Genomic DNA, 21,897 nt, shown 5'->3' on the forward strand with positions numbered 1-21,897 from the left:
ATCAACTCATTTTAACGTTTTAAAATAGTGTTTCTAGTTTTTCCAGTACTCAAATAACAATTATTGGGATTAATCTTCATACATATATCTTCTACAAACTTAGTAGATTTATTTACCATTAACTTATTATCTAGATAATAAATCGCGTCATCATTATCTATTTGGTCCAAGCAAGTTATAACTATAGACTTTTTTATTTTGAAATGATCAGGTAGTTTTTTAGATGAAATTTTCATATAATCATTTTCTATATTCTCTGCTAATAAATTTATATCTAATGGTGCAAATCTAAGAGTTCCTTGAAATTCATTTTGGATATTTGTTAGGTCAACAATACTTTTATATGGCTTTTCTTCAATTTCATGTGGTAATTGGCCTGCTCCATGCCTTGTTAAATAACTTCTTGTAATATAAATTACTTCAATATCTAATTCCTTATCATTAACATCTTGTAATAAGTCTAGTACATTGCTTATACCTGTTTTAGAATGTGTTACATGCGGAAAATATTTATGATCCTCAGATAACATTAACCCTTGAGCTCCTTCAAATATAAAAATTTTATAGTTTTCCATAATATTTTCTATAGAATCTATGTGTACTTTAGATATGAAATTATTTTCTACATCATAAATGAAATGCTTTGTTATATTATAATCATATAATTTATTTATTAATTCATCTTTAGATAAAGTTAAATTCAACTCATCTAACCTAATCTTTATATATTCATCATTTATTATCTTTAGTTTATCCTTGTAGTTTTTATCAATAATATCTTTGCAAGTTATTTTGTATTTTTCAATTCTATTTCTTATTATTGATTCATTATATCCTAGTCCACAGCTACCATGTCTATCATCTCCTCTATGCCTTTCAATTATTTGATTTATGAGCATATCTTGAGGTAAAACTATAGGACAATTTAAATCAATTATTGTATTTGGCGCAATACCTATCTTTATTAGCTCCTCATATTCCTTTAAAAATAATAATGGATTTACTGAAAAATACTTACTCAAAAAAGTTGGAACTCCTTGAAAGCTTCCTGATCCAAAATGTCCAAACACATGCCTTTTCCCATTTGGAGTAACTACTGTATGTCCTGCTTGAGCGGAGGAATTATAACGGATTACTATTGGATCTTCATTAACAGAACACATATAATCTGTCATAAGTCCTTTGCCTTCATCGCCAAAATTTGAACCAATTACTACTTTTACCTGCTTCATTACTCTATCTCCTTTTTATAAAATTAATATATTCAATATATACTTGTCTTTTAATTAATGTGTTGTGATAGTAAAATTTAATACGATTTTAATGGTGAAAAATGCATAATGAATAGTTAATGATAGAGAGTTAAATTATAATTTTTTTATATGTATCTATATAAGACAACCCCTACTATAAAAAACATATAATAGGGGTTTATTATCAGAATTTTACAAGATCATTATCTGATTTAAAGCTAGGAATTAAATCCTTTATAGCATTTGTTATTACTAAATTTGTGCTGCCATCCCAGCTATGAGAAACTGAATCTTTATTTTCTCCATTTAATACTTGCAACGTTGATACAATTAGTTCAGGCAGTTTTGTATAATCTGATAATTTTAGAACTCTTTGGCCCAAGATACTTGTCCATGACTTCATAACTTCATCAGGTTGATATCTCATGTGATTTCCTTCTTCAATTACAATATGAAACACTTCATATTGCTTAGATACTAGTCTTAATAAATCTTCAGCAGACATACTGTCTGTTTGTATAGTATCTCCAAAAACCTTTTTAATTTCACTTTTAAGAACTGATTTAGGGCATTCTTCATCACCTATAGTAAATAGATAACCCTTTTGTCCTCTTTTTATGAAATTATCACATTTTGTATGCATTCCAGCAAACCACCATGGCAGAGTATAACTTTCAGAACTATTTCCCCCGCCACCATGTTCGACATAAATTTTAGTTAATTCTTTTGCAATTCTAATGTCTGCTTCAAACTGTGTTACTTGAAGAGGAGCTGAATCATACTTCACATCTCCGATCCCCATAAACATAATATGTGGATCGGAAACAGGTTTTCTATCATATATTTGAGTTGCTAATTTTTCTAAACCAACTCTTGCAATATTATCAGCAATCATTCCCATGGAGCCAGTTACATCTAATCCAATAATAATTGGTGTTGAGTTTGGGTTATCATCACTGTCACAACTTTCCCTAAAGTTAACCTTGTATGGATCTAATGTTTTATCTAAACCTCTTGCTACAAATACATCATCAACAGTAGCTTTTCCTTTAATTGTTGAATCCGCATAACTATCCCAAGCTCTTGAATCCCATCTTCCAGTTCCCATTTTATTCACTCCTTAACATTCATATATTATTAATTTTAATACTCATTTATTATTAGTAACCTAAATGCTCATACATTGTAGTCAAATAATTTCTTATATATTTTTTCTTTATCAATATTCATTTCTATAAATTTTCTTTCTCCATAACTTTGTTTAATAACATTATCCCAAAGCTTATATTCCTCTATAGGATTATTTACAGGAACGCCTCTAACCCAGTCAATAAGTGGTTTAGGAATATCCAAATCATTCATAAGGCTTATTCCAGTTTTATCTCCAAGGAGAGTTCTTCCTGCTAATCTTATAGCTTCTAAATCTAAGAGGTATGTTCCTTTTTTTGATGCTTTCATTTCTAGAGACATTATGTTATAAATCTCACTTGAGGCTCCAAGCATTTTTTCATCTTGAGGAACTGTATACCACCATCCTCCAAATAAAAATCCACAATGTAATGATGGGGAAATGTAAAAATTATCAATTGTTATTCCATTGTGTGATAGATGATTATAATGCATAAAACAAGCTATATTGTACATACTGCTTAATATCCAAACAACATGTCTTGGTGGAACCTTGCCTTCATAGTATTTTAGTATATCTCTTAGTGTATAAGCATCTTCTATTTTTTCTATAAGTATCCCTATTTTTTCATTTATTGTCTCAAATTTTCTTAGTATTTTAGGAAAATACTTTTTAAATTCTAAGCTCATTCTCTCATCTTCATATCTTAAATTATTAATTTTGTTTAATGCATTTAATGCAAAATCTAAATGTTCTTTATTAATTAAATATAAAACTGATTTATTTCCAATATAATATTTTCCAAGTTCAAATGAATACTCAACATTATATTTCATAGTGTATTTTTCTCCATCACAACTTGTCATTTTAATCATTTTATCTTCCATCCAAATGCCATCATCAAATAATTTACTAGCCTCAGAATACAATTCATTAATCTTGCTTGTAACTTCTTTATATTTTTCAGAATTCATATGCAAATCTGGATGAAACATCTTAAGAAGATCAATATGTTCTTTTTTAGCTATTTCCTTATCACCAGTAAATAATTGGTACGGATATTTCATTTGAAGGATTTCATCAACATTAAGCAATATTCTCACCTCAGTTCTGTAATAGCTAATATTAATAAGAGTTTTATCTTGCTAATTTTTCAAATGCTCTTATGCAATTTTGATCTTTTGAGTTATCAAATACAGCAAAAATTATATTATCAAAATAACTTGCATAGTTTTCTTCATACAGTAACTCTTTCCAATAATCTGAAATTAGATTTGGATCATTTCTAAATACACCACAACCATAAGCTCCTAAAATCAAATTTTTATTATTCTTTTCTGCAAAAAGAGCTAGTACTTTTCTCATCCTTATTTTCATAACTTTTTTTGCTAATTCTGTATCTTCTTTTTTTAATATTACTTGACCTAAATTTACAGCCGGTGCTGTTATTACATTTGCTGTAACTGGATTTTCCAGTAGCTTTAATGATTCATCACGGATGAATATAACCTCTGGTGAATAAATCATATAATCTGTATACATCATAGTTTTGCAGTTTCTATTTTCTAAATAATACTTTTCATTTTTAATTTGAGTGTCATATAGCCCACTTCCTACTGCAATGCTTTCTTCTTGAGCTAATGCTCCATTTAAAAATCCTCCACCTGGATTTTTAGCACTTGCAAAATTTAAAACTCCAATATCTTTAAGGTTTTTACCTACCAAATCTAATACAGCCTTTACTGTAGGCACATTTAATATTTTGATTTTTGCTAGATTATTGTTTAAGGAGTTTTTATATTTTTCTGTTAATAATTCTCCATCCTCTGGAGAAATAAGAATACTTTCTTCTACTGACTTTTTATGAATAGCAGAAATATCTATTCTTTTTTCATCTATAATATAGTAGCCATCCTTTAAATACTTTAATGTATCTTGAGCAGCTGCTACTCTTAATTCTTTTTTCATTTATTTCACTTCCTTCTATTTTCAAATTGGCAAATGTAAATACTCCATTCAAATACCTTATAATGGTTACTATTTCCCATAGTGTAATCTATCTCTAATTTCTTTTAATGAGTAATCGCGAATTAACTTTCCATCCTTAAATACAACTTCTAATAAATTATCTGTACTTTCCTCTTGCTCTTTAATAGTAAGTTCATCCTTATAAAGAACATCATCCCCCTCTTTATATACATAACACATACCCTTTTGGGATTTTTTAAAGTTTCCTGTATCAGTTTTTGGATCTTTGAATATAAACTTTTCTTTTCCATTTATGACTGCATGAGTAGCTTTAAGTGCAAAACCAAAAGTATCACGAGTATTATATTGATAAGTATATGATCCAATTCCAAAGACACAATTGCTTACTGCAAAGCCTTTTTCAGCTAATTGTCTGCAGATTTCTTCACATCTTTCTACAGTTATGCTATCTCCATAAATTGTTCCAATATGGGAATCAAGAACTTTATATCCTTTTGAATTTACTTCTCCGCCAAATATCTCCCAAAGAAGTTCAACAGTTCCCTTATAGGCTGGAGAATCTTTTTCTGCTTCATTATCTCCACATATTATTTTAATAGGATCTCCGCTATCCCCTCTAATAACAATCTTTCCATCTCTATTTAAAATGTCTTTTTTTAATATAGGAAGGATATTAGTTATAAGATTCCAATAATCATAAGTATCAGAAACAATACTTAAAATTCCATTTGGGAATATTTCAGTAACTAATCTTTTATATGCTTTAAGCTCATCAGTTCCATAAGTGCACATAACACTATGTTCAGTAGATGGATTCCCAAGTCCTACAATTTCGTTCTCAACATTGCAGTTATAATATTTTTCTAAATAAAGAATAGATGAAATTGTAGCAGTTCCAGTAAATGAAAGTAAATGTCCAGCACTGCTGACCTCAGCACTTTCTATTGAGCTAAAACCTCTCATACTAAAGTCACCACAAGCTTTAGTAACATCTCCGTTTTCAACAGTTAAATCAAAATACTTTTCAATTATTTCTCTATATCTATAAGCAATAGTAGCGCTTGTCATAGGCTGCCATATATTGCAGCTCATAAAGGTTTCAAGATAATTTACAAGCCAAGCAAATTCGTCATGAGTATTTGTAATTTCTATCATTGGAGTCTTAATATTAACTCTTGTTCCTTCTGACACAGCCTTAATTTGAATTGGAAGATATCCTAAATCATGTAGTTTTTCTATATGCACTGTGTCTGCTGCCATTTTCCCTAATGTATTAGAAATCACTCTTTTATATTCTCTTATAATTTCCTCTTTAGGAACCTTAAAGAAATTTTCATTAAAATATTCAATTAAGTATTTTTTCATAAAAGATTGCAGACCAAACATAACAACCTTATTCATATTTTCTTTTCTAGACATTCTAGGTGTCCAATAACTTACCAGCTTTGTTAAACCTGGTGCATAACACATATGATGTATTGTTTTATAAAAATCTGTTAATAATAACGGATCTATCATCTATATCTCTCCTCTCGATATGGAAAATCTCCCCAGGGGTCAGTCTCCCTTAAAAGGGGGACTGACCCCTGGGAAATATTGGATATTTCACTTTTTATCGTGTAACCTTAACACTTAAAGCTTCAATTACATCTAAAGCCTTATCATGCAAACTATCATCAAAGCTTGCGCAAAGAGTTCCATCGACACTTAACTCAGCATTTATATATTGAGCTTGAAATGTAACAACATTGCTTATTACGCACATATTTGTCACAACTCCAACTAGTTCTATTTCATCAATATCCATTCCAATATCATCAACTAGCTTAAGCATACCTTTAGGTGAAATTCCAAATGCTTCTTTATTATAATGATAAGTATTTTCTACACCTACAAATTCCTTTAGCTTACCATAAAGCTTATACCCTTCAGTATTTATATAACAGTGTGGTACTGGTAAGCTCTTTCCTTCTCTAGTTTCTAAATAATTTTCATAATGAGTGTCATAGGTAAATACTACTTTATGGCCATTATCTAAATATTTTTTTACCTTATTATATATTCCATCTTCTAAAGTTTCGGCTTTTTTAAATCCTAAGGCTCCATCAACAAAATCCTTTTGATAATCTATTACAACTAATAATTTATTCATAATACTCTCCTCCAATTTTCTTTTATTTTACCAATTAGTTATTGATAATTCTAATCTCCTATCTCTCTAATTCATTGATTCCATAGGAAACTTAAACATTAATTTTCTTCTTAAACTTAAATAACCTTCATAATATCAAACTTTTCATGTTCCTTTGATAAAATACTATTCGTTGTATATACCTTAGTAATTAAATCAGTTGTTAATATATCTCCGTCAAATATGGTATCTTCACAATGAGCTACAACTAAATATATTTCAACCGCACCCATTTCTTTTAGCTTTTGAGCTGTTAATATAAATGTACCGCCTTTAGAACATAAATCATCTGAAATTATAGCTCTAAATTCCTTCCTTGATACTTCTCCATTAATTTCAAGTTTTTTAATATAACCTGTTTTAAAATCCCTTTCTTTGTTTGCAGTTAATACTTTCTCATATTTTATTTGCTTTCCATATCTTTTTGCAGCACCTGCATCTGGATAAATAATGTATAAGTCATCTTTATTTCCATCAATTTCACTTAACAATTTCTCTGTCAAAACTTTTGTCATATTTATAATTTTCACTCTATCAAGCAATGCAACACATACATCTGAATGAGGTTCATAAATTAATACTTCTTCAAATGCTAAGGAATTTATTAATCTGCACAAATGCTTTAATGTAAACACAGTCATTCCTTCTGTTCTATCCATTCTACTATATGGCATATATAAAATTTCTAAACTACACTTTGTATTTAATCCATCTAAATGTCCTTTTAAAAAAATCAAATGTGTAATATCCTCATCATTTTCAAATTTAAATTTTATTTTATTCACTTCAATCATCTTAATATTCAAATTTTCACTATTTATTAAGCTCTCACCATTAGGAAATTTTTTTACCTCTACCTTTTCTTCATTTAAATAAATCATTTTCTCCCCCTCTTTCTCAATTAAAAATTATGTTCCCATTTTTCATTAAACTTAAATACTTTTGCAGGTCTAAATGGCTTTCCTTCTATTGTTTCATCTGTTTCTACAATCATATTTTCCATTTTTCTTCTAAAATTTAATATTTCTCTTCCCATAATTGCTTCATATACATTTTGAAGTTCTTTAACTGTGAACAATCTTGGAAGTAAATTCAAAGCTATTGGTGTATATTCAACTTTATTTCGAATTCTATCAATTGCATAGTCAATTATTTCATAATGATCAAAAGCTAACTCCTCAGTACTATCCTCTAAATACTTATAAGAAATATCTTTTCTTCTTAAAATACTTTTTTCAATTTTTTCTGTAACCTCATAATTTACTTTTATATCTTCAGCTTCAAATATTAATAAGTATTTTCTTACTATATATTTTTCATCATCTTCTGTTTTAATTAATTTTTTTTCTATCCAAAACCATTTAGTTTCCTTAACAGAATCATCTTTATTAAAGTTAATTCTATCTTTTGATATTAAAGCTACATTTCCAACACTTATAACTCGTGTTCTAGGATCTCTACTAACTTCTCCAAAGGTATATAATTGTTCAATATAAACATTATCAATTCCTGTTTCCTCTTTTAATTTTCTTATTGCTCCAGCTTCCAAACTTTCGCTAGTATTTACAAATCCTCCTGGAATAGCCCATTTTCCTTTAGCTGGATAATCATCTCTCTTAATAAGCAGCACCTGTAATCCCTTTTTAGGAACCTTACGTGAATTTTCTTCTTTTATATCATCTGTCGTAAATATTATTACATCATTTGTAACACTTGGCCTATCAAAAATCTCAGGATTATATTGCTTTAAAAATTCTTCTTCATCATTAATAATCTTTTTTTTACACAAAACCTTCACCTCTATCGCAAAAATAATTATATTCCTTTGTATACTCTATATTACTTCTATATATTGGATTTTGCATTAATAATTTATTATTCTAACGAGTTACTTTCTATCACTTAGATATTATCAAATTGATATTATGTATTTATATTATACTATATGTTTCGATTTGTAAATAGTTCCATATAAAATTTTTTATTTTATATGGAACTATGAAGATTAGATTCATATAATAACAGTCATCATATATATTCATTAGAATTAGTGACCATGAACATTATCAGACACTGGTTCTTTCGTAACGCAAAATAAAAGTATAGATTTAACTGAGTTATTTCTATACTTTTATCCTAATTATATCTTATAAAAACTGGATTAATATTTTGTACTTATAAAAAATATTTAAAATTTAAATTTTGATATTTCAGTAATTAACTTATTTGTGCTTTCTTTTGAATTTTGTACATTAGAAATTACAGCATTTGTTTTTTCTTTTATATCTATTACTTTAGATGCAATTTGTGTGGTTCCTTCTGCTCCATCATTTGACGCTTCTGTAACTTGGTCTATTGTTTTTAGTATATCTTGTATAGATGCTAGAAGTTCTTCTGATGTTGCACTAAAGTCAGTTACTAAATTATTTACAAATTGTGCATCACTGTTATATTTATTAGATACGTCAATCATAGATTTATAATCATCATTTACATTTGTTGAAATGTATTTTAATAATTTTGATGAATTATCTGATAGATCTTTTACTGAATCAGTAACCTTTTGAGTAACATTATTAATTTCAGAAACTATATTCTTAGATTCTTCAGCTAACTTCCTTACTTCTTCTGCAACAACTGCAAAGCCTCTACCTGCATCTCCTGCTCTTGCTGCTTCTATGGCTGCATTTAATGCTAATAAATCTGTTTGAGCTGCTATTTCTATTATAGATTGAGATAATATACTAATTCTGGCTACAACCTGTGAATTGTCGATTGCTTTTTCAAGGCTACTTTGTGTTTCCCTAAATATATTTTCAGCAGTTTCTTGGGATTTAAGCGTTTGTTTTTTTACATCAACAGCACTTTTTTGTATTCCTTCTACTGAAATTAATCCATCTTGGATTTTATCTGAAATTCCAGACACTGCCTTTTCAATTTCATGAGAAGTTGCTAACATTTCTTCAGAAGATGCAGCTGTCTCTTCCATTCCAGCGGCTATATTTTCAGTATTAGCTGAAACCTCTTCTATACTCTTTGATAATTCATTAATTTTATTATTTATATCATTATTTATAGTTATTACATTTTCAGTGCTATCATTAACACCCTTAATTATATATCTTAAATTAGATAAAAATTTATTTAAACTGCTTGCTAACCCTGCGATTTCATCTTTTGATTTAACTTTAATGTCCTTTGTTAAATCTCCTCCTCTTTCAGCAAGATCATCAAGTTCTTTTTTGATACTACTTAATGAGTCAACTATTTGTTTTATTAATATAAATGCAACTATGATTGAAACAGATGCTAAAGCTATTATTACAATTATAGATATATATTTAACTCTTAGGTACGTTTCATCTCCTTGTTTACTATAATCATTTGAAACTTTTTGATCATACTCAACTAATTTTAATAATGAATCTGATGCTGTATCAAAAAGTTTTTTTGAATCACTATTCATTATTTTCATTGCTTCTTCACTTTTGAGTTCTCTACTTAGAGTTATTACCTTTTCATGTATTTTTAAATATTCATTCCAATCAGCTTTAAAAGTTTCAAACAATTTTTTGTCTTCTGAACTATGAAAACTTTTTTCATATAAAGTCATTTCCTTACTGATTTGATTATTTTTAGCTTCCATGTCTTTTTCTTTTTGACTCATTTCATTTTTATCTGTTGAAATTATATGCTCATATTCTAAAATTCTATAATCAGATGTCATTGTATTAATATTTCCAGATTGAATTATCCCAGGAATATAGTCTTCTGTTATATCTGTTGAGATTTGGTTTACTTTATTTAAGTTATTGATAGAGTATATTCCCAAAGAAATCATTGCTAAAATTAAAAATGTCATTAATGTTATTAACTTACCTTTTATAGATTTAAGCATTTTCATCCCTCCAATTTTTACTTAAATTAATTCTTTACCAAATTATTTTAATATTATTTCTAAAGAGCTAAATAAATTATAGTAAGTATTATAGGCAAAAATTATATTATACTAACATTTTTCGCCCTCTATCCCCTCATATTTTCGTTTATCTTTTGGTAGCTTATTTACATACTTTTCATTTTTATTTTTTCTAAAAATATGTAATATAATTACATTCCTCTAAAACAAACCTCCCATTCCTCTCATATTAATACTTCCTTAAACTCCTCAAAAATACATATTGATATAATATTCTATAAAATTATGTAAAAACCTTCATAACTTTGATATTCTTAGAAAAAATAGTCAAAAAAATGCAGTTAACTTAATAACTGCAATTTTTATAATAATTGAAATGTCCTTTTGTATAAATATTTATAATCTTCCCTTAACTTCCTTCCAGTCAACCAAAAGGTTATAGCGTTCTGTTTTAAAACGTAATACACAATAATTAGGATCTTGAGGATCACTAAAATGATTAGAAAGACCACCATACCACATTTCTTTTTTCACATCTGGATCAGTAATTATATCAATTGTACCTACGAGTGTTATATTATACTCATCGGAATTAAAACAAACTCCTGCCCTATTACACTTTCTGATTCTATTAGCTTTATCACTGCCAATTCCAGTACAGAACGTTAACCAATTAATTCCATCTGCTTTGGAAGCTGTGATGGTTGAAACTGTCGGATAACCCTCTAAATCAATAAGCGACAATTCGCAATAACTTCTTTCCCCAGTATTTTGTTCAACAATTTTCCCAGCTTTTGAAATAATTTTTTCATTCATTTTTACCCCTCCTATTTATAATGTGTATATTAAACAAAAAGGCACCACCAGACACCGTATTTATCAATTAGCTCCACACCGCATGGGCTAAAAAACAATTCGCCAAACGGCGTAATTATTTCACTGCTTTCTGCAAGGATTTCATATGCTTTTCTTACCTTCTCCTCCTGCCCTTCACCAAACTGAAGACAAAACTGCATGGTATTGCCAGTAATTCTCCTATTTCCACCTGACTGATTAGTATCATTAGCTTCACCTACTGCGATTGCCTGACCGCAAACATCAAGCTCCCTATGAATGACTGTGCCATTTTCGTCTACATCCTGAAATCCAATCTTGGCATCAAAAGCTTTTTTATAAAACTTAAAAGCTTCATCACTTCCCTTAGTATAAATTTGAATTATTGATCTGAACATACAAAATCCTCCCTTTTATAATTATTGCAAGAAATACTGCAAATCATTGATTTGATATAATATAATTTTTTCTTTATAACTTCTATTAATTACGTTTATTTTTCCTCACAATTATGTAAATGGTACTTAACTTACCCAGTTAATGTATATTTTATCGAATGTAAGTTCGCTTGTCAAACAATATTTTCCAAACAGATTCTTTCATTCTCACAAGTTTTTTAATTTTACCATTATTCATAAGCGATAACTGTCTAAGTCCTCAATAGGAACCAATACAAATGTTCTTTTAAAATATTAATCTATTTTTGACTAAAGCAAGATTCTTTCTTTAAGATAGAATACATTATCATATCATGGCAACCATCATTTAAATAACTACGTTCTCTTAAAATACCCTCTTTAACAAAGCCTACCTTTTCAAGGACTCTACTTGATTAAAAAAATCGCAAATTCATATAATCATGAATAATGCGATTTTTAGTATATTATCTATTTTAATGCACTTTTTATCTCAACATTTTTGTTTTGAGCAATTGAAAGTTTTACTTTTCCATTAGCATCATTTCCAACCAGTTTAAATCTATACTCTCCTTTTGTTAACTTTATTGTTTTATTGCCTTTATCTGTTCCTTCTAATATATTTTCTATTTCTCCTTTTGGATTAACCAAAACAGCCTTAAAATCACCGCTGTTAACATCTGAATCATAATCTAATGTAATTTCCTCATCATCTACTGATTTTAAAATCCAAATTGTATCAACTCCAAAAAAGCCACCATATTGGAATTCTATACTATTATTAGAATTATTACTAATATTATATGTTGTATGTGTGTGACTCTCAGATTGTTGTGCAATCTTTTCATTATCGTTATATGTGCTTCCATATGTATTTTTCTTATTATCGCTTACTCTGCAACCACTAATAGTGCTAAATAAAAATACTATACATATAGCTAATGCAAGTTTATTCTTTATATTCAACTTTAACTCCCCTTAATTTATCCAACCAAATTTTCCCCATCTTTAAATGCTCTCAAAAACAACTCCTCTAGCATTTCTAAATCAGTATTATTACTAGTTCCACAGTAATGAATAGTATCTTCTAAACTCCAACCATATTTCTCCAAAATATTATTAGCAAATTTAATACCTGCTTCTCCTACCTTAGGATCTGGGCTTCCTTGAACAAATATAGTTATTAACTTTTTATCTGGATGTCTAGGTGTAATAGTTTGTCCACTCATCTCAATCATTGGAAAAGTACGATCTATCCAAACTCTTGCTTGACCTGTAATTTGATAATAATAGATTGGTGAACCAAATACAATTGCATCAGCTTCATTAATAGCTTCATACATTGGCTGCAAATAATCTTTAACAGCACATCCGTCATGAGTACGGCAATAATAACAGCCTTGACATCCACGAATTCCAGAATCATTTAAATCAAATTCAATAATCTCAGCACCTTTAGATTCAGCTCCTTTTGCAACTTGTACTAATAATTTAGAAGTATATCCATTCTTTCTTGGACTACCATTGAAAATAACAACTTTTGACATTTATCTCTCTCCTTTTATGTTAACTAAAAACATTATATCTTTCTGCTTTATTTGTATCTTTATTTAATATAACAATCTGCATCCCTGATGTTCCTTTATTTCCATCCAATTCCTTAGGATAAATTAAAAAACATATATTACTATCATCAATTTGGACACAATTAGATCCAGCAATCATATAATCATCATCAAATTTTTCAAGTTCACAATATTTTGATGCATTATCATTAGGTGTAAACTTTTTATTATCTGTTTTTTCTAAGGTATCTTTTTCTATATCATATAAGTATATATTTTTATCATCTCCGTAATTATTATACATTAAGATCTTACTCTCATCTTTATTTACATTAAAGATAGTAACAGTATCACCTTGAACATAATTCATATTAATAGATTTTAAGTCTATTGCTCTATAAATTTGTTTATTTCCTATATTATAAACAATTAAACCATTAGGTCCATAAAAAATCACTTCATTTTTCGAAGCATATATAATTTCAGTAAAACAGGCGATTTGTGATTCTTTAATTGCTTTTATAACATCATTCATATCTTTATTACTTACTTCTTTAGCTGTTTTAATTTCCTTAGTATTTTTAGTGCCACATCCTGTAAAGCAATTCCCTAATATTACAATCATAATAATAATAATAATAATGAGAACTAAATTAGAAATTCTACTATTATAAATATTTTTCAAGTTAAATAATTTATTTAATGCCATATTTCTCTTCCTTTATTTCATCCTTTACGAAATTAATGCAACAATGAAACTATTCCGATTATTAATATTATATTGGCCAAGCCACATAAAACTCGTCTCATATCCATAATTTTTTATTCCTCACTTTACTCTTATTTATTTTTCCAATATGATGTAATATATTCTCTACCATTATAATTAATTGAGTTTATCAAAATAATATATACTAGCATTTTCTTACACTCGTTCTTATCTATCCAATTATTTCAAGGAAAGATGTAATTTTACCTTCAGAATGGCATTCATCCAACATGCCAAATTCTGGATCGTAAAATTTGCCTTTATAGTATAATATCCAGTGAGTATATGTTGGCATATGTACTGTGAGAATACTTATTTCTGAGAAATGAGGATTCCTTTTTGATAATCTAATGTTTTTTTCTGAGTGCTTAATATTATAATAATCTAACGCATCTATTATTTGTCCTATTGTTGTAGGACCTCTTGACCCCATTACTTTTGCTACCTCATCAATACCTATACCTGCCAGCATTGCAACACATGCTTGACCACACATTACATTAGTAGGCTCTGAAACATAAGATATCTTGTCAATTTTGCGATAGATTTTTGTAGGTTTTTGTAGGTTTTTCATTGCTCGCAACTTCTACTCCTTCCTTCACTTTATTATCTAAAATATTTATTGAAACATTTAATAAAGTACCTTTTTGAATTTTTAAATGTTTTTTCATTACACTATTAAGAAAAAATGAATAATTTCCCTTTCCTCTTGGCACAAGATTCAACTTAAATTCAACTCCATTTATTACTGTTTTAACTGCAATAACACCTTTAACTCCAAATACTTCCCATACATTAAATGGTAAATCAATTAATGTTCTACCTTTTAAAAACTTTTCATCATCTACTAGAAAATCAAATCTCTGTCCGGACATTGCTTAATGCTCCTTTTTATGTATATTAATTTAGTATTATGCATTAATTATAACATATTTTGTAAATATAATACTTTCACTTTTCTATAATTTTATATTGATAGCCTCCTCATTTATATCTTACAAATAAAATTTATTCATAATATTTACTTATAATTTTAAGTGCAATTTCTTTTGCCTTTTGTGCAGATATGTCATTACCTTTGCCGCCACTTAAATGAACTGAAAACAAATATCTTTCACTTCCATTCTCAATCATTCCAACAAACCATGCATTATTTTTACTCCCAGTTCATTTTTTACAGTATATGTAAACATTGTTATTTTTATCTACTAACATTATTTCTTTAAGAGTTTCAATAGTTTCGTTAGAAAAATCAGTTTTACCGTTAAAAATATTTGTTAAAACCTCTACTTGTTCTTTAGGTGAAATTTTCAAAGAAGATTCTAACCAAAAACCATTTAATTCTGGCAATAAATTAATGTTTCCACCTTTCCATTCACTTATATCACAGTTACCATAATGAATTTTATTAAGTTCCTCTTGCATAGTTTCTTGACCAACTTTATCTATAACAGATCTAAAATACCAAACACATGATGTTTGAAATGCCTCTTTTAAGTTCAAATCTTTATTCCATGCTTCTATAGAATATTTAGTTCCGTTATAGCTCTTTTTTGTGTCAGAAGAAGCTAATACTCCGTTCTTGAGACCGATTAATGTTGAAATTATCTTAAATGAGGAACAGGGTGACACCTCTTTATTGCATTCTTCTTCATTATAAATTTGATATTCCTTTTTATCATTATTATAAAATACTGCGCACCCTTCAATACCACTAAATGCTTCACTGTAGTCAACAGCTTTTATTATATAATTTTCGCTAGTAACCGAATTTATTTTACTCTCTTTATTATCAACTAATTTGTCATTTAAATTTGCATTTTGATTATTGCAACCGATCATCTGTATACATATCATACACGTTAACACAATATTAGCGATTTTTTTCATTTAAAATCTTCCTTCCTGAAATACAAGTATAAAATCATATAAATATTTATACATTCCATGTCAGACAAATTATACCATATTTGCGAGAATGTAAAATATATGATTTCATTACTTTTCTACTACGCTAAATCATCATTACATGTTACAGCATTTTAAAATTTCACACAAAAAAATTTCAAATTCAAGTTACCAAAGTTCATAATGCACTATATCTTCAATTTTCTTTCTTGGACGTGCTTTAGGAGTTTCGTCAGAATAACCAACAGTTATTACTCCTACTACATATTTATCATGGGGTATATTTAAAACTGGTCTAATTTCTTCTTGTGTAAACTCTGCAACCCAGCAAGCTCCAAGACCTAAATTAGTAGCTTCCAGCAACATGTATCCTGCTGAAATTGATGTGTCTCTAATTATTCTTTTCACTTCATCTTGTGGACTTTTATCATCTAAATATACATCTATATCTTCTTTTATTCTGCAACGCACATCTGCAACACATACGATAAAAATAGGTGCTGTTAGCATCCACTTTTGATTATGAGAAGCCTCCATTACTTTTCGTCTCATTTCTTCAGATTTTACTACTATATAATGCCAAGGTTGTGTGTTATTACCTGATAGAGCCAATCTTGCACTTTCCAGTAATTCAGTAATTTTTTCATTTTCAACTTGCTTGTCAATATATTTTCTTATGCTTCTACGCATTTGAATTTCTTTAAGCATATATTTATCTCCCTATTTTGATTATTTTAGTACGTTATAATCTACCCAATTCATCTCTTCATATTAATTTTTAATTTTATAGCTTAATTATCTTACTTATAATAATTTCGTTCAATTTGTCTTTTGTATATTTTACTTTCCATGCAAATTGTCACACGTGTCAACATATAAATGGTGTATTTTATATTATTTTCATAAAATGACCCTACACACCTAAACTAGATATCAAAAAAATATACCATTACGAATTAATTATAGCATAAATTGTAAAATTGAATTGTTCATTTTCTAGAATAATCCAATCTTACAATTTGCTATTATTTTGTTCATTCCTAACTTAAAATATAAGTATCTCTTTATAGCTTTCTTCTATAGTAATTGAAATATCAAGCTCCTTATCTATCTATTTATTTATAAAACTCGGGATTTATACGAGCATCTGGATACCTTTCCACCCAATTCCTCTCTTCAGGCAATGCATATCCAACAGAGGAACATAAAACAGTAAATTCATCTATGCCATCAACTCCTATAAGCTCATCTGCTTTTTCCTGATAATAACCTCCTATTGCACAGCATCCACATCCTAAAGCTTCAACTGCTAAATATAATTGATGAGATATATAACCTAATTCCAAAAGCATATTTTTATGCGAGGCTGCTCCACCTGCCCATTCACCTTTATATGGGGAACATGCCCAGAAGAAAATAACTGGAGCTTTAGCTGTATAACTTTGATTTTGACTTGGATTTGTAAATGTATCAGAAATTCTTTCTTGCAAATTTTCAACACTTTTTAAAAAGACAATTTGGTGTGATAATGGTAAGTATCTCCATACTCCATTTTGAATCCCTTTAACATTAGTTATAGAAATATATGTTTCATATGAATTTCCAGCCACGGCTATTGGACGTAAATAATTTCTCCCCGAGCCATCTTTTAAATATCTCCGATATCCTCCTATTACTTTTTTAACCCCTTGTGTACACCATAAGAGAAAGGACAACTCCAATATTGACATTGGCTCAGCTGAATACTGTCTTCTACTAATTCTACTTGAAGTGCAGGTAAAGAAATCTGCTTTAGGAGCTGTTTCAGAATTGATTTCGGGTAAGTTTATAATTGCTGCATTTTCAGGAATAGTTTTCTGAAATTGAGGTTGTGGAACCCCAAGTGACATATCTGATGATAATTTATAATCAGTGTCACTTATTTGGGATTTCATAAAATTTCTATTTTCTTGGTACTTATTCATTTTGTTTCCCCCTTTAAAATAGCAATAAACCTATTATAAGGGAATAATCCATAAACTGTAAGTCTGTATTTCACTTCTAATTTATGGTATAATATTAATATACTCCTTATTAAAACCATCTGTATCTTCAACGAATTTCATAAGTTCTTTGTTAAACCTGTCTTTTTCATCATAAAAAGATGCATGTCCACTAAACTTAAACGGTATAAGCTTGGAATTTTTAATATATTTTTCTTGTATTTCTCCTAATTCAAAAGGTACAACTTTATCATGAATTCCATGAATAATTAGTGTTGGGACATTTATTTGCTCTAAATCAGAAAAGAAAACTTCATTTATCCATGCATTTGCAATTTCTGCAGTTGCCCACCCTGCTGCCTGTAATCCCAATTGGAAAAACCAATTTGAAAAAGCTTCAGTAATATGTTGATAAAAAAACATATCTCCAAAATCTTGAAGCATCTTCGGTCTATCATTATATGTTCCTTTAATTAGTTGTACTACTGCTTCCTTCTCTAAGCCATAAGGAAAATTTGGACGTTTAATAAGACTTGGAGCTATTGAAGCAGCAAGAGCCAGCTTTGATACTCCATAACCTTTATGACGAGCCATATATCTTACAGCTATTCCTCCTCCAGTTGAATGTCCTGCTAGTGTTATATTTTTTAACTTTAACAAATCAATTATATACCTAACATCATCTGACAACCTATCGAAATTATAACCTTTGTAAGGCTTATCTGAATCTCCAAATCCTCTTGTATCTATACCAATGCATCTATAACCTAGTTTGGGCAATATATCAAATTGATATTCAAACAATTTATGGCTTCCTGGCCATCCATGTATAAATAAAATTGTTTTTCCAGCGCCTTCATTAAGGTCTTCTACATAAATCTTCACATCAGGTTCTACTTTAACATAGTAGCCCATATATAATCTCCTTCAACGAAATATCTTATTTTATTATCATATTAATTTGAACATAAATTTGTTAATTATTTTATACTCATCACTCAATTATCAGTAAACTTTCGTCTTATCAGGCAATATAACAAAAGTATCGCAGTATTTTTGAATGCTGTAATAGGAAAATATATATTTACTTTTAAATTTCCCTCTGTTAAAGAATAATATTGAAAATTGACTACAGCATTTAAAATTATATACAATAAAACTAACCTAATAATTATTGATGTCTTATTAAGCAAAATTTAGAATCTTTAAAAATACAAATAGAGCCTTTGCAGCAGAACAAGAAGAAATACTTCATACCTTGAAGAAGTATTGGTATTAGCTTCATTTGTTAAAGAGGTTAGAAGTAAAATTAAGTAAACCGTATAACCAAATAAAGTAGCAATTGTAAACTTAGGCAAATGAAAGATCGGAGGAATAATATATGAATAAAAGGAAATGGTCTAATGCAGAGATTAAAGAGTATAGAAAAATACATAGTCGCATTATATATTATAATGATGAAGATTCTAATTTTTTTGTTCCAAAAGCATATGGATTTGGCTTTACAGTAAACTTTGCAAATCCAATTATTTGGGTGTTTGTTATTACAATAATACTATTTATTGTAATATCTAGATTTATGTAATAAATAAATCGCTTTGTATTCTTCATGAACTATGTACTACGGTAACTTTTAGCGTTCCCGTAAAAAATTATATATTATTAACATTATTCATAAGGATAGCATTAAAATTTTATACTAGCTAAATATTAAAATTTGTTCTCCTTAATTTTTATTTATATAATTTTATTATCACATTTTGTTGAAATCTTTCATAAATTACTTTGTAAGTGAATAACAAATAAAGGAGCAAAAACTTATGTACAAACACGATGAGTGTATGTGTAAAGCACATGAAAATTCTATGGATGAATCAAAAGAAATGCCTATTTGCAAAATGAAAGAGGATTGTATGCATGAACACATGCATGATCATATGCATAAATCAATGGAATATGCGCGTGCATATATATTACCTCAAAAATACGAAAATTTATATTCATGTAAGGAAGGTTTTCTTAAAGGAACTATTTTTGTAGATCTTTATAGACCATATCATGAATGTAAAAAATGTAAATATTAGAGGTGATATATTATGTGTGTGAAAGATTTATTAGATAATATAAGAATTTATCAATTTTGTGCAATAGAGCTTAATTTATACCTTGATAATTTTCCTAATGATAAAAATGCAAGAGAAGATTATGACAAAGTATCCTGCAAATTAACAAGCTTAGTTCACGATTATGAAAAAGCTTATGGACCATTAACAAACTTTGGTTCGGCTTTTGTACAAGAACCTAAAGCTTGGGTTAATCAACCATGGCCTTGGGAAAATTATGAAAGGGAGGAATAGAATTTTATGTGGTATTATGTAAAGACTTTAGAATATCCAGTCAACTTAAAATGTAAAGATCTTAATATGGCTAAATATTTAATAACTCAATACGGTGGGCCAGACGGAGAACTAAGTGCTGCACTTAGATATTTAGATCAAAGATATACAATGCCTACTAATAAAGCAAAGGCGATTTTAACAGACGTAGGAACTGAATCTCCAACTTCCTAAATGCAAAAATATTGAATTAATTATACATAAAAAGAGATCTAGATAATTTCTAGACCTCTTTTAAACCTTATTTATTTTTTAATTTTTGATTTTATATTTTCCATAGTATCTCTAACTGATATATATCTATATAATAGATACTTTATTTTAGAACATACTATCCCACCTAATTCTTCTCTTAATCTTTCTTCTTCATCTTCCAGAACATCTAAAATATATTCATTGTCACTTTCATAAATTCTATATTCCATATTAATTTACACATCCTTTTGATATATTTTTTCTTTAGTTATTCTGTTGCTTGTTTCAGCAATTGTATCTAAAGTAAGATTTTAAAATATTCATGTATATGAATCTAGTTTTCTATTTCTTACTTTGTCTTAATTTTAACATGGGAAAATAAAAAAATATACTTTTATTCTTAAAATCATCGCATGTAAATTGTGGTTTATAAAGTATACATTCCCTTGTTAATAAAAGAAATAAAAAACTTATAGTAAGTTATACTAATATTGACATGATCTTTAATGAACTACTTAAAGGAGCTTAAATATTATGGATACAAAGTGGAAACAAGCTGGTGAGAAATTAAGAGAAATAAGAAAGTTGACAAAATTATCTATATATAAAGTTGCTCGAAAAACATATATAACTGGACCATATTTAGCAACATTAGAACGTGGGGAAAGTGCGCCATCTGATCAAGTATTACTTAATTTAGCTGAGTTTTACCAAGTTGATCCACCTGAATTATTTAAGTTATACGATAGAATTGTCCCCCCAACATCTGAGCAGTTAACTGCCATTCCATCACTTAAAAAGATAATTACTGAAATTTCTGTTGATGAAAAATTGACATCTGAAGAAAAAGAAGAATTTGCTAAACAAATATATAAAATAGCAAATGACTTAATTAATAAGGAGTGACTATCTATGAAAAAATTTTTTATTATGCTCGAAAATTGGTTGTGTAGCGAATTTGGTTATGAGTCAGTAGTCCACTTTGAAGATACTATAATTTTTTGTGCTGGAATTTTTATTGGTATGATAATAATGGCTTTTTTAGCAGGAATCGTTGTTTTTAAAATCCAAAAGGTAAAGAACTTAGGTGCTAACAAGGTTAAATTAATTCGATTTCAACACGAAGGTGTAAGACAATATTTTGCTGACCCCAAAAACGTGGGCGAATCCGTTGAAACTCTCTTGTTAGTGATATTCAAACCATTTTTTACAAAAAAGCAATATGATATGCGTGATGAAAAAAGAACTAAATACTTTTTAATAATTCTATGTATAATGGGCATACTTTTACTTGTTTTAGCACTCTTAAGCATTTCTACAGTGATAGTTGATAACCTTGCATAATAAAGCT

The 21,897-nt window shown here is 28.4% G+C and carries 27 protein-coding genes and 1 pseudogene; 6 read left to right on the plus strand and 22 right to left on the minus strand.

What is annotated here, in order from left to right; genetic code table 11:
- Window positions 1-11: 11 nt before the first annotated feature.
- The 21 genes from GXK56_RS01975 to GXK56_RS02065 all read right to left on the minus strand — a co-directional run bounded on the left by GXK56_RS01975 (window position 12) and on the right by GXK56_RS02065 (window position 18,870).
- Entirely contained in the window at window positions 12-1,232 is a 1,221-nt protein-coding gene (locus GXK56_RS01975) for an adenylosuccinate synthetase (protein ID WP_160684222.1), read from the minus strand.
- Window positions 1,233-1,437: 205 nt separating this feature from the next.
- Entirely contained in the window at window positions 1,438-2,361 is a 924-nt protein-coding gene (locus tag GXK56_RS01980; RefSeq protein ID WP_160684225.1) for a hypothetical protein, read from the minus strand.
- A gap of 68 nt (window positions 2,362-2,429) precedes the next feature.
- A complete protein-coding gene (locus tag GXK56_RS01985) occupies window positions 2,430-3,449 on the minus strand; it encodes a hypothetical protein (protein ID WP_243155983.1) in 1,020 nt (339 codons plus the stop codon).
- Window positions 3,450-3,519: 70 nt separating this feature from the next.
- A complete protein-coding gene (locus GXK56_RS01990; protein WP_160684228.1) occupies window positions 3,520-4,350 on the minus strand; it encodes a TIGR02452 family protein in 831 nt (276 codons plus the stop codon).
- 69 nt (window positions 4,351-4,419) lie between these two features.
- On the minus strand, window positions 4,420-5,889 hold the full coding sequence (locus GXK56_RS01995) for a nicotinate phosphoribosyltransferase (protein ID WP_160684231.1): 1,470 nt from the start codon (window positions 5,887-5,889) through the stop codon (window positions 4,420-4,422).
- 94 nt (window positions 5,890-5,983) lie between these two features.
- Window positions 5,984-6,523, minus strand: a complete 540-nt coding sequence (locus GXK56_RS02000) for an isochorismatase family cysteine hydrolase (RefSeq protein WP_160684234.1) — start codon at window positions 6,521-6,523, stop codon at window positions 5,984-5,986.
- A gap of 116 nt (window positions 6,524-6,639) precedes the next feature.
- Window positions 6,640-7,443 (minus strand): ribose-phosphate pyrophosphokinase, encoded by an 804-nt coding sequence (locus GXK56_RS02005; protein WP_160684237.1) that lies wholly within the window; start codon window positions 7,441-7,443, stop codon window positions 6,640-6,642.
- 20 nt (window positions 7,444-7,463) lie between these two features.
- Window positions 7,464-8,351 carry an NUDIX domain-containing protein gene (locus GXK56_RS02010; RefSeq protein ID WP_160684240.1) on the minus strand — a complete coding sequence of 296 codons (888 nt, stop codon included), beginning with the start codon at window positions 8,349-8,351 and terminating at the stop codon, window positions 7,464-7,466.
- Between the two features lie 399 nt (window positions 8,352-8,750).
- Complete coding sequence (locus tag GXK56_RS02015) at window positions 8,751-10,460, minus strand: methyl-accepting chemotaxis protein (RefSeq protein WP_160684243.1); 1,710 nt, start codon at window positions 10,458-10,460, stop codon at window positions 8,751-8,753.
- A gap of 417 nt (window positions 10,461-10,877) precedes the next feature.
- On the minus strand, window positions 10,878-11,297 hold the full coding sequence (locus tag GXK56_RS02020) for a pyridoxamine 5'-phosphate oxidase family protein (RefSeq protein WP_160684246.1): 420 nt from the start codon (window positions 11,295-11,297) through the stop codon (window positions 10,878-10,880).
- Between the two features lie 29 nt (window positions 11,298-11,326).
- Entirely contained in the window at window positions 11,327-11,713 is a 387-nt protein-coding gene (locus GXK56_RS02025) for a VOC family protein (RefSeq protein WP_160684249.1), read from the minus strand.
- Window positions 11,714-12,202: 489 nt separating this feature from the next.
- Window positions 12,203-12,697 (minus strand): hypothetical protein, encoded by a 495-nt coding sequence (locus tag GXK56_RS02030; protein WP_160684252.1) that lies wholly within the window; start codon window positions 12,695-12,697, stop codon window positions 12,203-12,205.
- Between the two features lie 17 nt (window positions 12,698-12,714).
- Window positions 12,715-13,278, minus strand: a complete 564-nt coding sequence (locus tag GXK56_RS02035; protein WP_160684255.1) for a flavodoxin family protein — start codon at window positions 13,276-13,278, stop codon at window positions 12,715-12,717.
- Between the two features lie 19 nt (window positions 13,279-13,297).
- A complete protein-coding gene (locus GXK56_RS02040; protein ID WP_160684258.1) occupies window positions 13,298-14,005 on the minus strand; it encodes a hypothetical protein in 708 nt (235 codons plus the stop codon).
- 232 nt (window positions 14,006-14,237) lie between these two features.
- The gene (locus GXK56_RS28005) at window positions 14,238-14,639 is read right to left on the minus strand and encodes a hypothetical protein (RefSeq protein ID WP_243155984.1); all 402 of its coding nucleotides are present in this window, start codon (window positions 14,637-14,639) and stop codon (window positions 14,238-14,240) included.
- Complete coding sequence (locus tag GXK56_RS28010) at window positions 14,596-14,940, minus strand: DUF1905 domain-containing protein (RefSeq protein WP_243155985.1); 345 nt, start codon at window positions 14,938-14,940, stop codon at window positions 14,596-14,598. Before GXK56_RS28010 ends, GXK56_RS28005 begins: the two co-directional genes overlap by 44 nt.
- 133 nt (window positions 14,941-15,073) lie before the next feature.
- Complete coding sequence (locus tag GXK56_RS28480) at window positions 15,074-15,199, minus strand: hypothetical protein (protein WP_279283034.1); 126 nt, start codon at window positions 15,197-15,199, stop codon at window positions 15,074-15,076.
- 33 nt (window positions 15,200-15,232) lie between these two features.
- Complete coding sequence (locus GXK56_RS02050) at window positions 15,233-15,955, minus strand: penicillin-binding transpeptidase domain-containing protein (RefSeq protein WP_243155986.1); 723 nt, start codon at window positions 15,953-15,955, stop codon at window positions 15,233-15,235.
- 186 nt (window positions 15,956-16,141) lie between these two features.
- Entirely contained in the window at window positions 16,142-16,681 is a 540-nt protein-coding gene (locus GXK56_RS02055) for a nitroreductase family protein (protein ID WP_160684261.1), read from the minus strand.
- A gap of 407 nt (window positions 16,682-17,088) precedes the next feature.
- A complete protein-coding gene (locus GXK56_RS02060; RefSeq protein WP_160684264.1) occupies window positions 17,089-17,937 on the minus strand; it encodes a SagB/ThcOx family dehydrogenase in 849 nt (282 codons plus the stop codon).
- 81 nt (window positions 17,938-18,018) lie between these two features.
- Window positions 18,019-18,870 carry an alpha/beta hydrolase gene (locus GXK56_RS02065; protein WP_160684267.1) on the minus strand — a complete coding sequence of 284 codons (852 nt, stop codon included), beginning with the start codon at window positions 18,868-18,870 and terminating at the stop codon, window positions 18,019-18,021.
- Between the two features lie 466 nt (window positions 18,871-19,336).
- Here GXK56_RS02065 and GXK56_RS02070 point away from each other — a divergent pair, with 466 nt between their 5' ends.
- The 4 genes and pseudogenes from GXK56_RS02070 to GXK56_RS02085 all read left to right on the plus strand — a co-directional run.
- Window positions 19,337-19,540, plus strand: a complete 204-nt coding sequence (locus GXK56_RS02070) for a DUF5808 domain-containing protein (RefSeq protein ID WP_160684270.1) — start codon at window positions 19,337-19,339, stop codon at window positions 19,538-19,540.
- A 340-nt stretch (window positions 19,541-19,880) separates the two neighbouring features.
- The gene (locus tag GXK56_RS28690) at window positions 19,881-20,039 is read left to right on the plus strand and encodes a spore coat associated protein CotJA (protein WP_160684873.1); all 159 of its coding nucleotides are present in this window, start codon (window positions 19,881-19,883) and stop codon (window positions 20,037-20,039) included.
- A 12-nt stretch (window positions 20,040-20,051) separates the two neighbouring features.
- Entirely contained in the window at window positions 20,052-20,312 is a 261-nt protein-coding gene (locus tag GXK56_RS02080; RefSeq protein WP_160684273.1) for a spore coat protein CotJB, read from the plus strand.
- A 6-nt stretch (window positions 20,313-20,318) separates the two neighbouring features.
- A pseudogene (locus tag GXK56_RS02085) lies at window positions 20,319-20,510 on the plus strand (manganese catalase family protein); the annotation flags it as partial.
- A gap of 86 nt (window positions 20,511-20,596) precedes the next feature.
- On the opposite strand, the gene GXK56_RS02090 reads toward GXK56_RS02085, so the two are convergent.
- Complete coding sequence (locus GXK56_RS02090; RefSeq protein ID WP_160684279.1) at window positions 20,597-20,776, minus strand: hypothetical protein; 180 nt, start codon at window positions 20,774-20,776, stop codon at window positions 20,597-20,599.
- A 304-nt stretch (window positions 20,777-21,080) separates the two neighbouring features.
- Here GXK56_RS02090 and GXK56_RS02095 point away from each other — a divergent pair, with 304 nt between their 5' ends.
- On the plus strand, window positions 21,081-21,452 hold the full coding sequence (locus GXK56_RS02095; protein ID WP_160684283.1) for a helix-turn-helix transcriptional regulator: 372 nt from the start codon (window positions 21,081-21,083) through the stop codon (window positions 21,450-21,452).
- Between the two features lie 6 nt (window positions 21,453-21,458).
- Window positions 21,459-21,890 (plus strand): hypothetical protein, encoded by a 432-nt coding sequence (locus tag GXK56_RS02100; protein ID WP_160684286.1) that lies wholly within the window; start codon window positions 21,459-21,461, stop codon window positions 21,888-21,890.
- Window positions 21,891-21,897 lie beyond the last annotated feature (7 nt).

This window comes from Clostridium sp. C2-6-12 (genome assembly GCF_009928485.1).
In the GTDB taxonomy this organism is placed as follows: Bacteria; Bacillota; Clostridia; order Clostridiales; family Clostridiaceae; genus Clostridium.

Coding starts and splice junctions, on each gene's coding strand:
- GXK56_RS02040 (WP_160684258.1), bottom strand. CDS start 14,005: ATGGCATTAAATAAATTATTTAACTTGAAAAATATTTATAATAGTAGA.
- GXK56_RS28010 (WP_243155985.1), bottom strand. CDS start 14,940: ATGTCCGGACAGAGATTTGATTTTCTAGTAGATGATGAAAAGTTTTTA.
- GXK56_RS02095 (WP_160684283.1), top strand. CDS start 21,081: ATGGATACAAAGTGGAAACAAGCTGGTGAGAAATTAAGAGAAATAAGA.
- GXK56_RS02060 (WP_160684264.1), bottom strand. CDS start 17,937: ATGAATAAGTACCAAGAAAATAGAAATTTTATGAAATCCCAAATAAGT.
- GXK56_RS28690 (WP_160684873.1), top strand. CDS start 19,881: ATGCATGATCATATGCATAAATCAATGGAATATGCGCGTGCATATATA.
- GXK56_RS02035 (WP_160684255.1), bottom strand. CDS start 13,278: ATGTCAAAAGTTGTTATTTTCAATGGTAGTCCAAGAAAGAATGGATAT.
- GXK56_RS02055 (WP_160684261.1), bottom strand. CDS start 16,681: ATGCTTAAAGAAATTCAAATGCGTAGAAGCATAAGAAAATATATTGAC.
- GXK56_RS02050 (WP_243155986.1), bottom strand. CDS start 15,955: ATGAAAAAAATCGCTAATATTGTGTTAACGTGTATGATATGTATACAG.
- GXK56_RS01980 (WP_160684225.1), bottom strand. CDS start 2,361: ATGGGAACTGGAAGATGGGATTCAAGAGCTTGGGATAGTTATGCGGAT.
- GXK56_RS28480 (WP_279283034.1), bottom strand. CDS start 15,199: ATGATTGAGAATGGAAGTGAAAGATATTTGTTTTCAGTTCATTTAAGT.
- GXK56_RS01995 (WP_160684231.1), bottom strand. CDS start 5,889: ATGATAGATCCGTTATTATTAACAGATTTTTATAAAACAATACATCAT.
- GXK56_RS02000 (WP_160684234.1), bottom strand. CDS start 6,523: ATGAATAAATTATTAGTTGTAATAGATTATCAAAAGGATTTTGTTGAT.
- GXK56_RS02020 (WP_160684246.1), bottom strand. CDS start 11,297: ATGAATGAAAAAATTATTTCAAAAGCTGGGAAAATTGTTGAACAAAAT.
- GXK56_RS02005 (WP_160684237.1), bottom strand. CDS start 7,443: ATGATTTATTTAAATGAAGAAAAGGTAGAGGTAAAAAAATTTCCTAAT.
- GXK56_RS02080 (WP_160684273.1), top strand. CDS start 20,052: ATGTGTGTGAAAGATTTATTAGATAATATAAGAATTTATCAATTTTGT.
- GXK56_RS02090 (WP_160684279.1), bottom strand. CDS start 20,776: ATGGAATATAGAATTTATGAAAGTGACAATGAATATATTTTAGATGTT.
- GXK56_RS02015 (WP_160684243.1), bottom strand. CDS start 10,460: ATGCTTAAATCTATAAAAGGTAAGTTAATAACATTAATGACATTTTTA.
- GXK56_RS01985 (WP_243155983.1), bottom strand. CDS start 3,449: ATGAAATATCCGTACCAATTATTTACTGGTGATAAGGAAATAGCTAAA.
- GXK56_RS01975 (WP_160684222.1), bottom strand. CDS start 1,232: ATGAAGCAGGTAAAAGTAGTAATTGGTTCAAATTTTGGCGATGAAGGC.
- GXK56_RS02025 (WP_160684249.1), bottom strand. CDS start 11,713: ATGTTCAGATCAATAATTCAAATTTATACTAAGGGAAGTGATGAAGCT.
- GXK56_RS28005 (WP_243155984.1), bottom strand. CDS start 14,639: ATGAAAAACCTACAAAAACCTACAAAAATCTATCGCAAAATTGACAAG.
- GXK56_RS01990 (WP_160684228.1), bottom strand. CDS start 4,350: ATGAAAAAAGAATTAAGAGTAGCAGCTGCTCAAGATACATTAAAGTAT.
- GXK56_RS02065 (WP_160684267.1), bottom strand. CDS start 18,870: ATGGGCTACTATGTTAAAGTAGAACCTGATGTGAAGATTTATGTAGAA.
- GXK56_RS02070 (WP_160684270.1), top strand. CDS start 19,337: ATGAATAAAAGGAAATGGTCTAATGCAGAGATTAAAGAGTATAGAAAA.
- GXK56_RS02100 (WP_160684286.1), top strand. CDS start 21,459: ATGAAAAAATTTTTTATTATGCTCGAAAATTGGTTGTGTAGCGAATTT.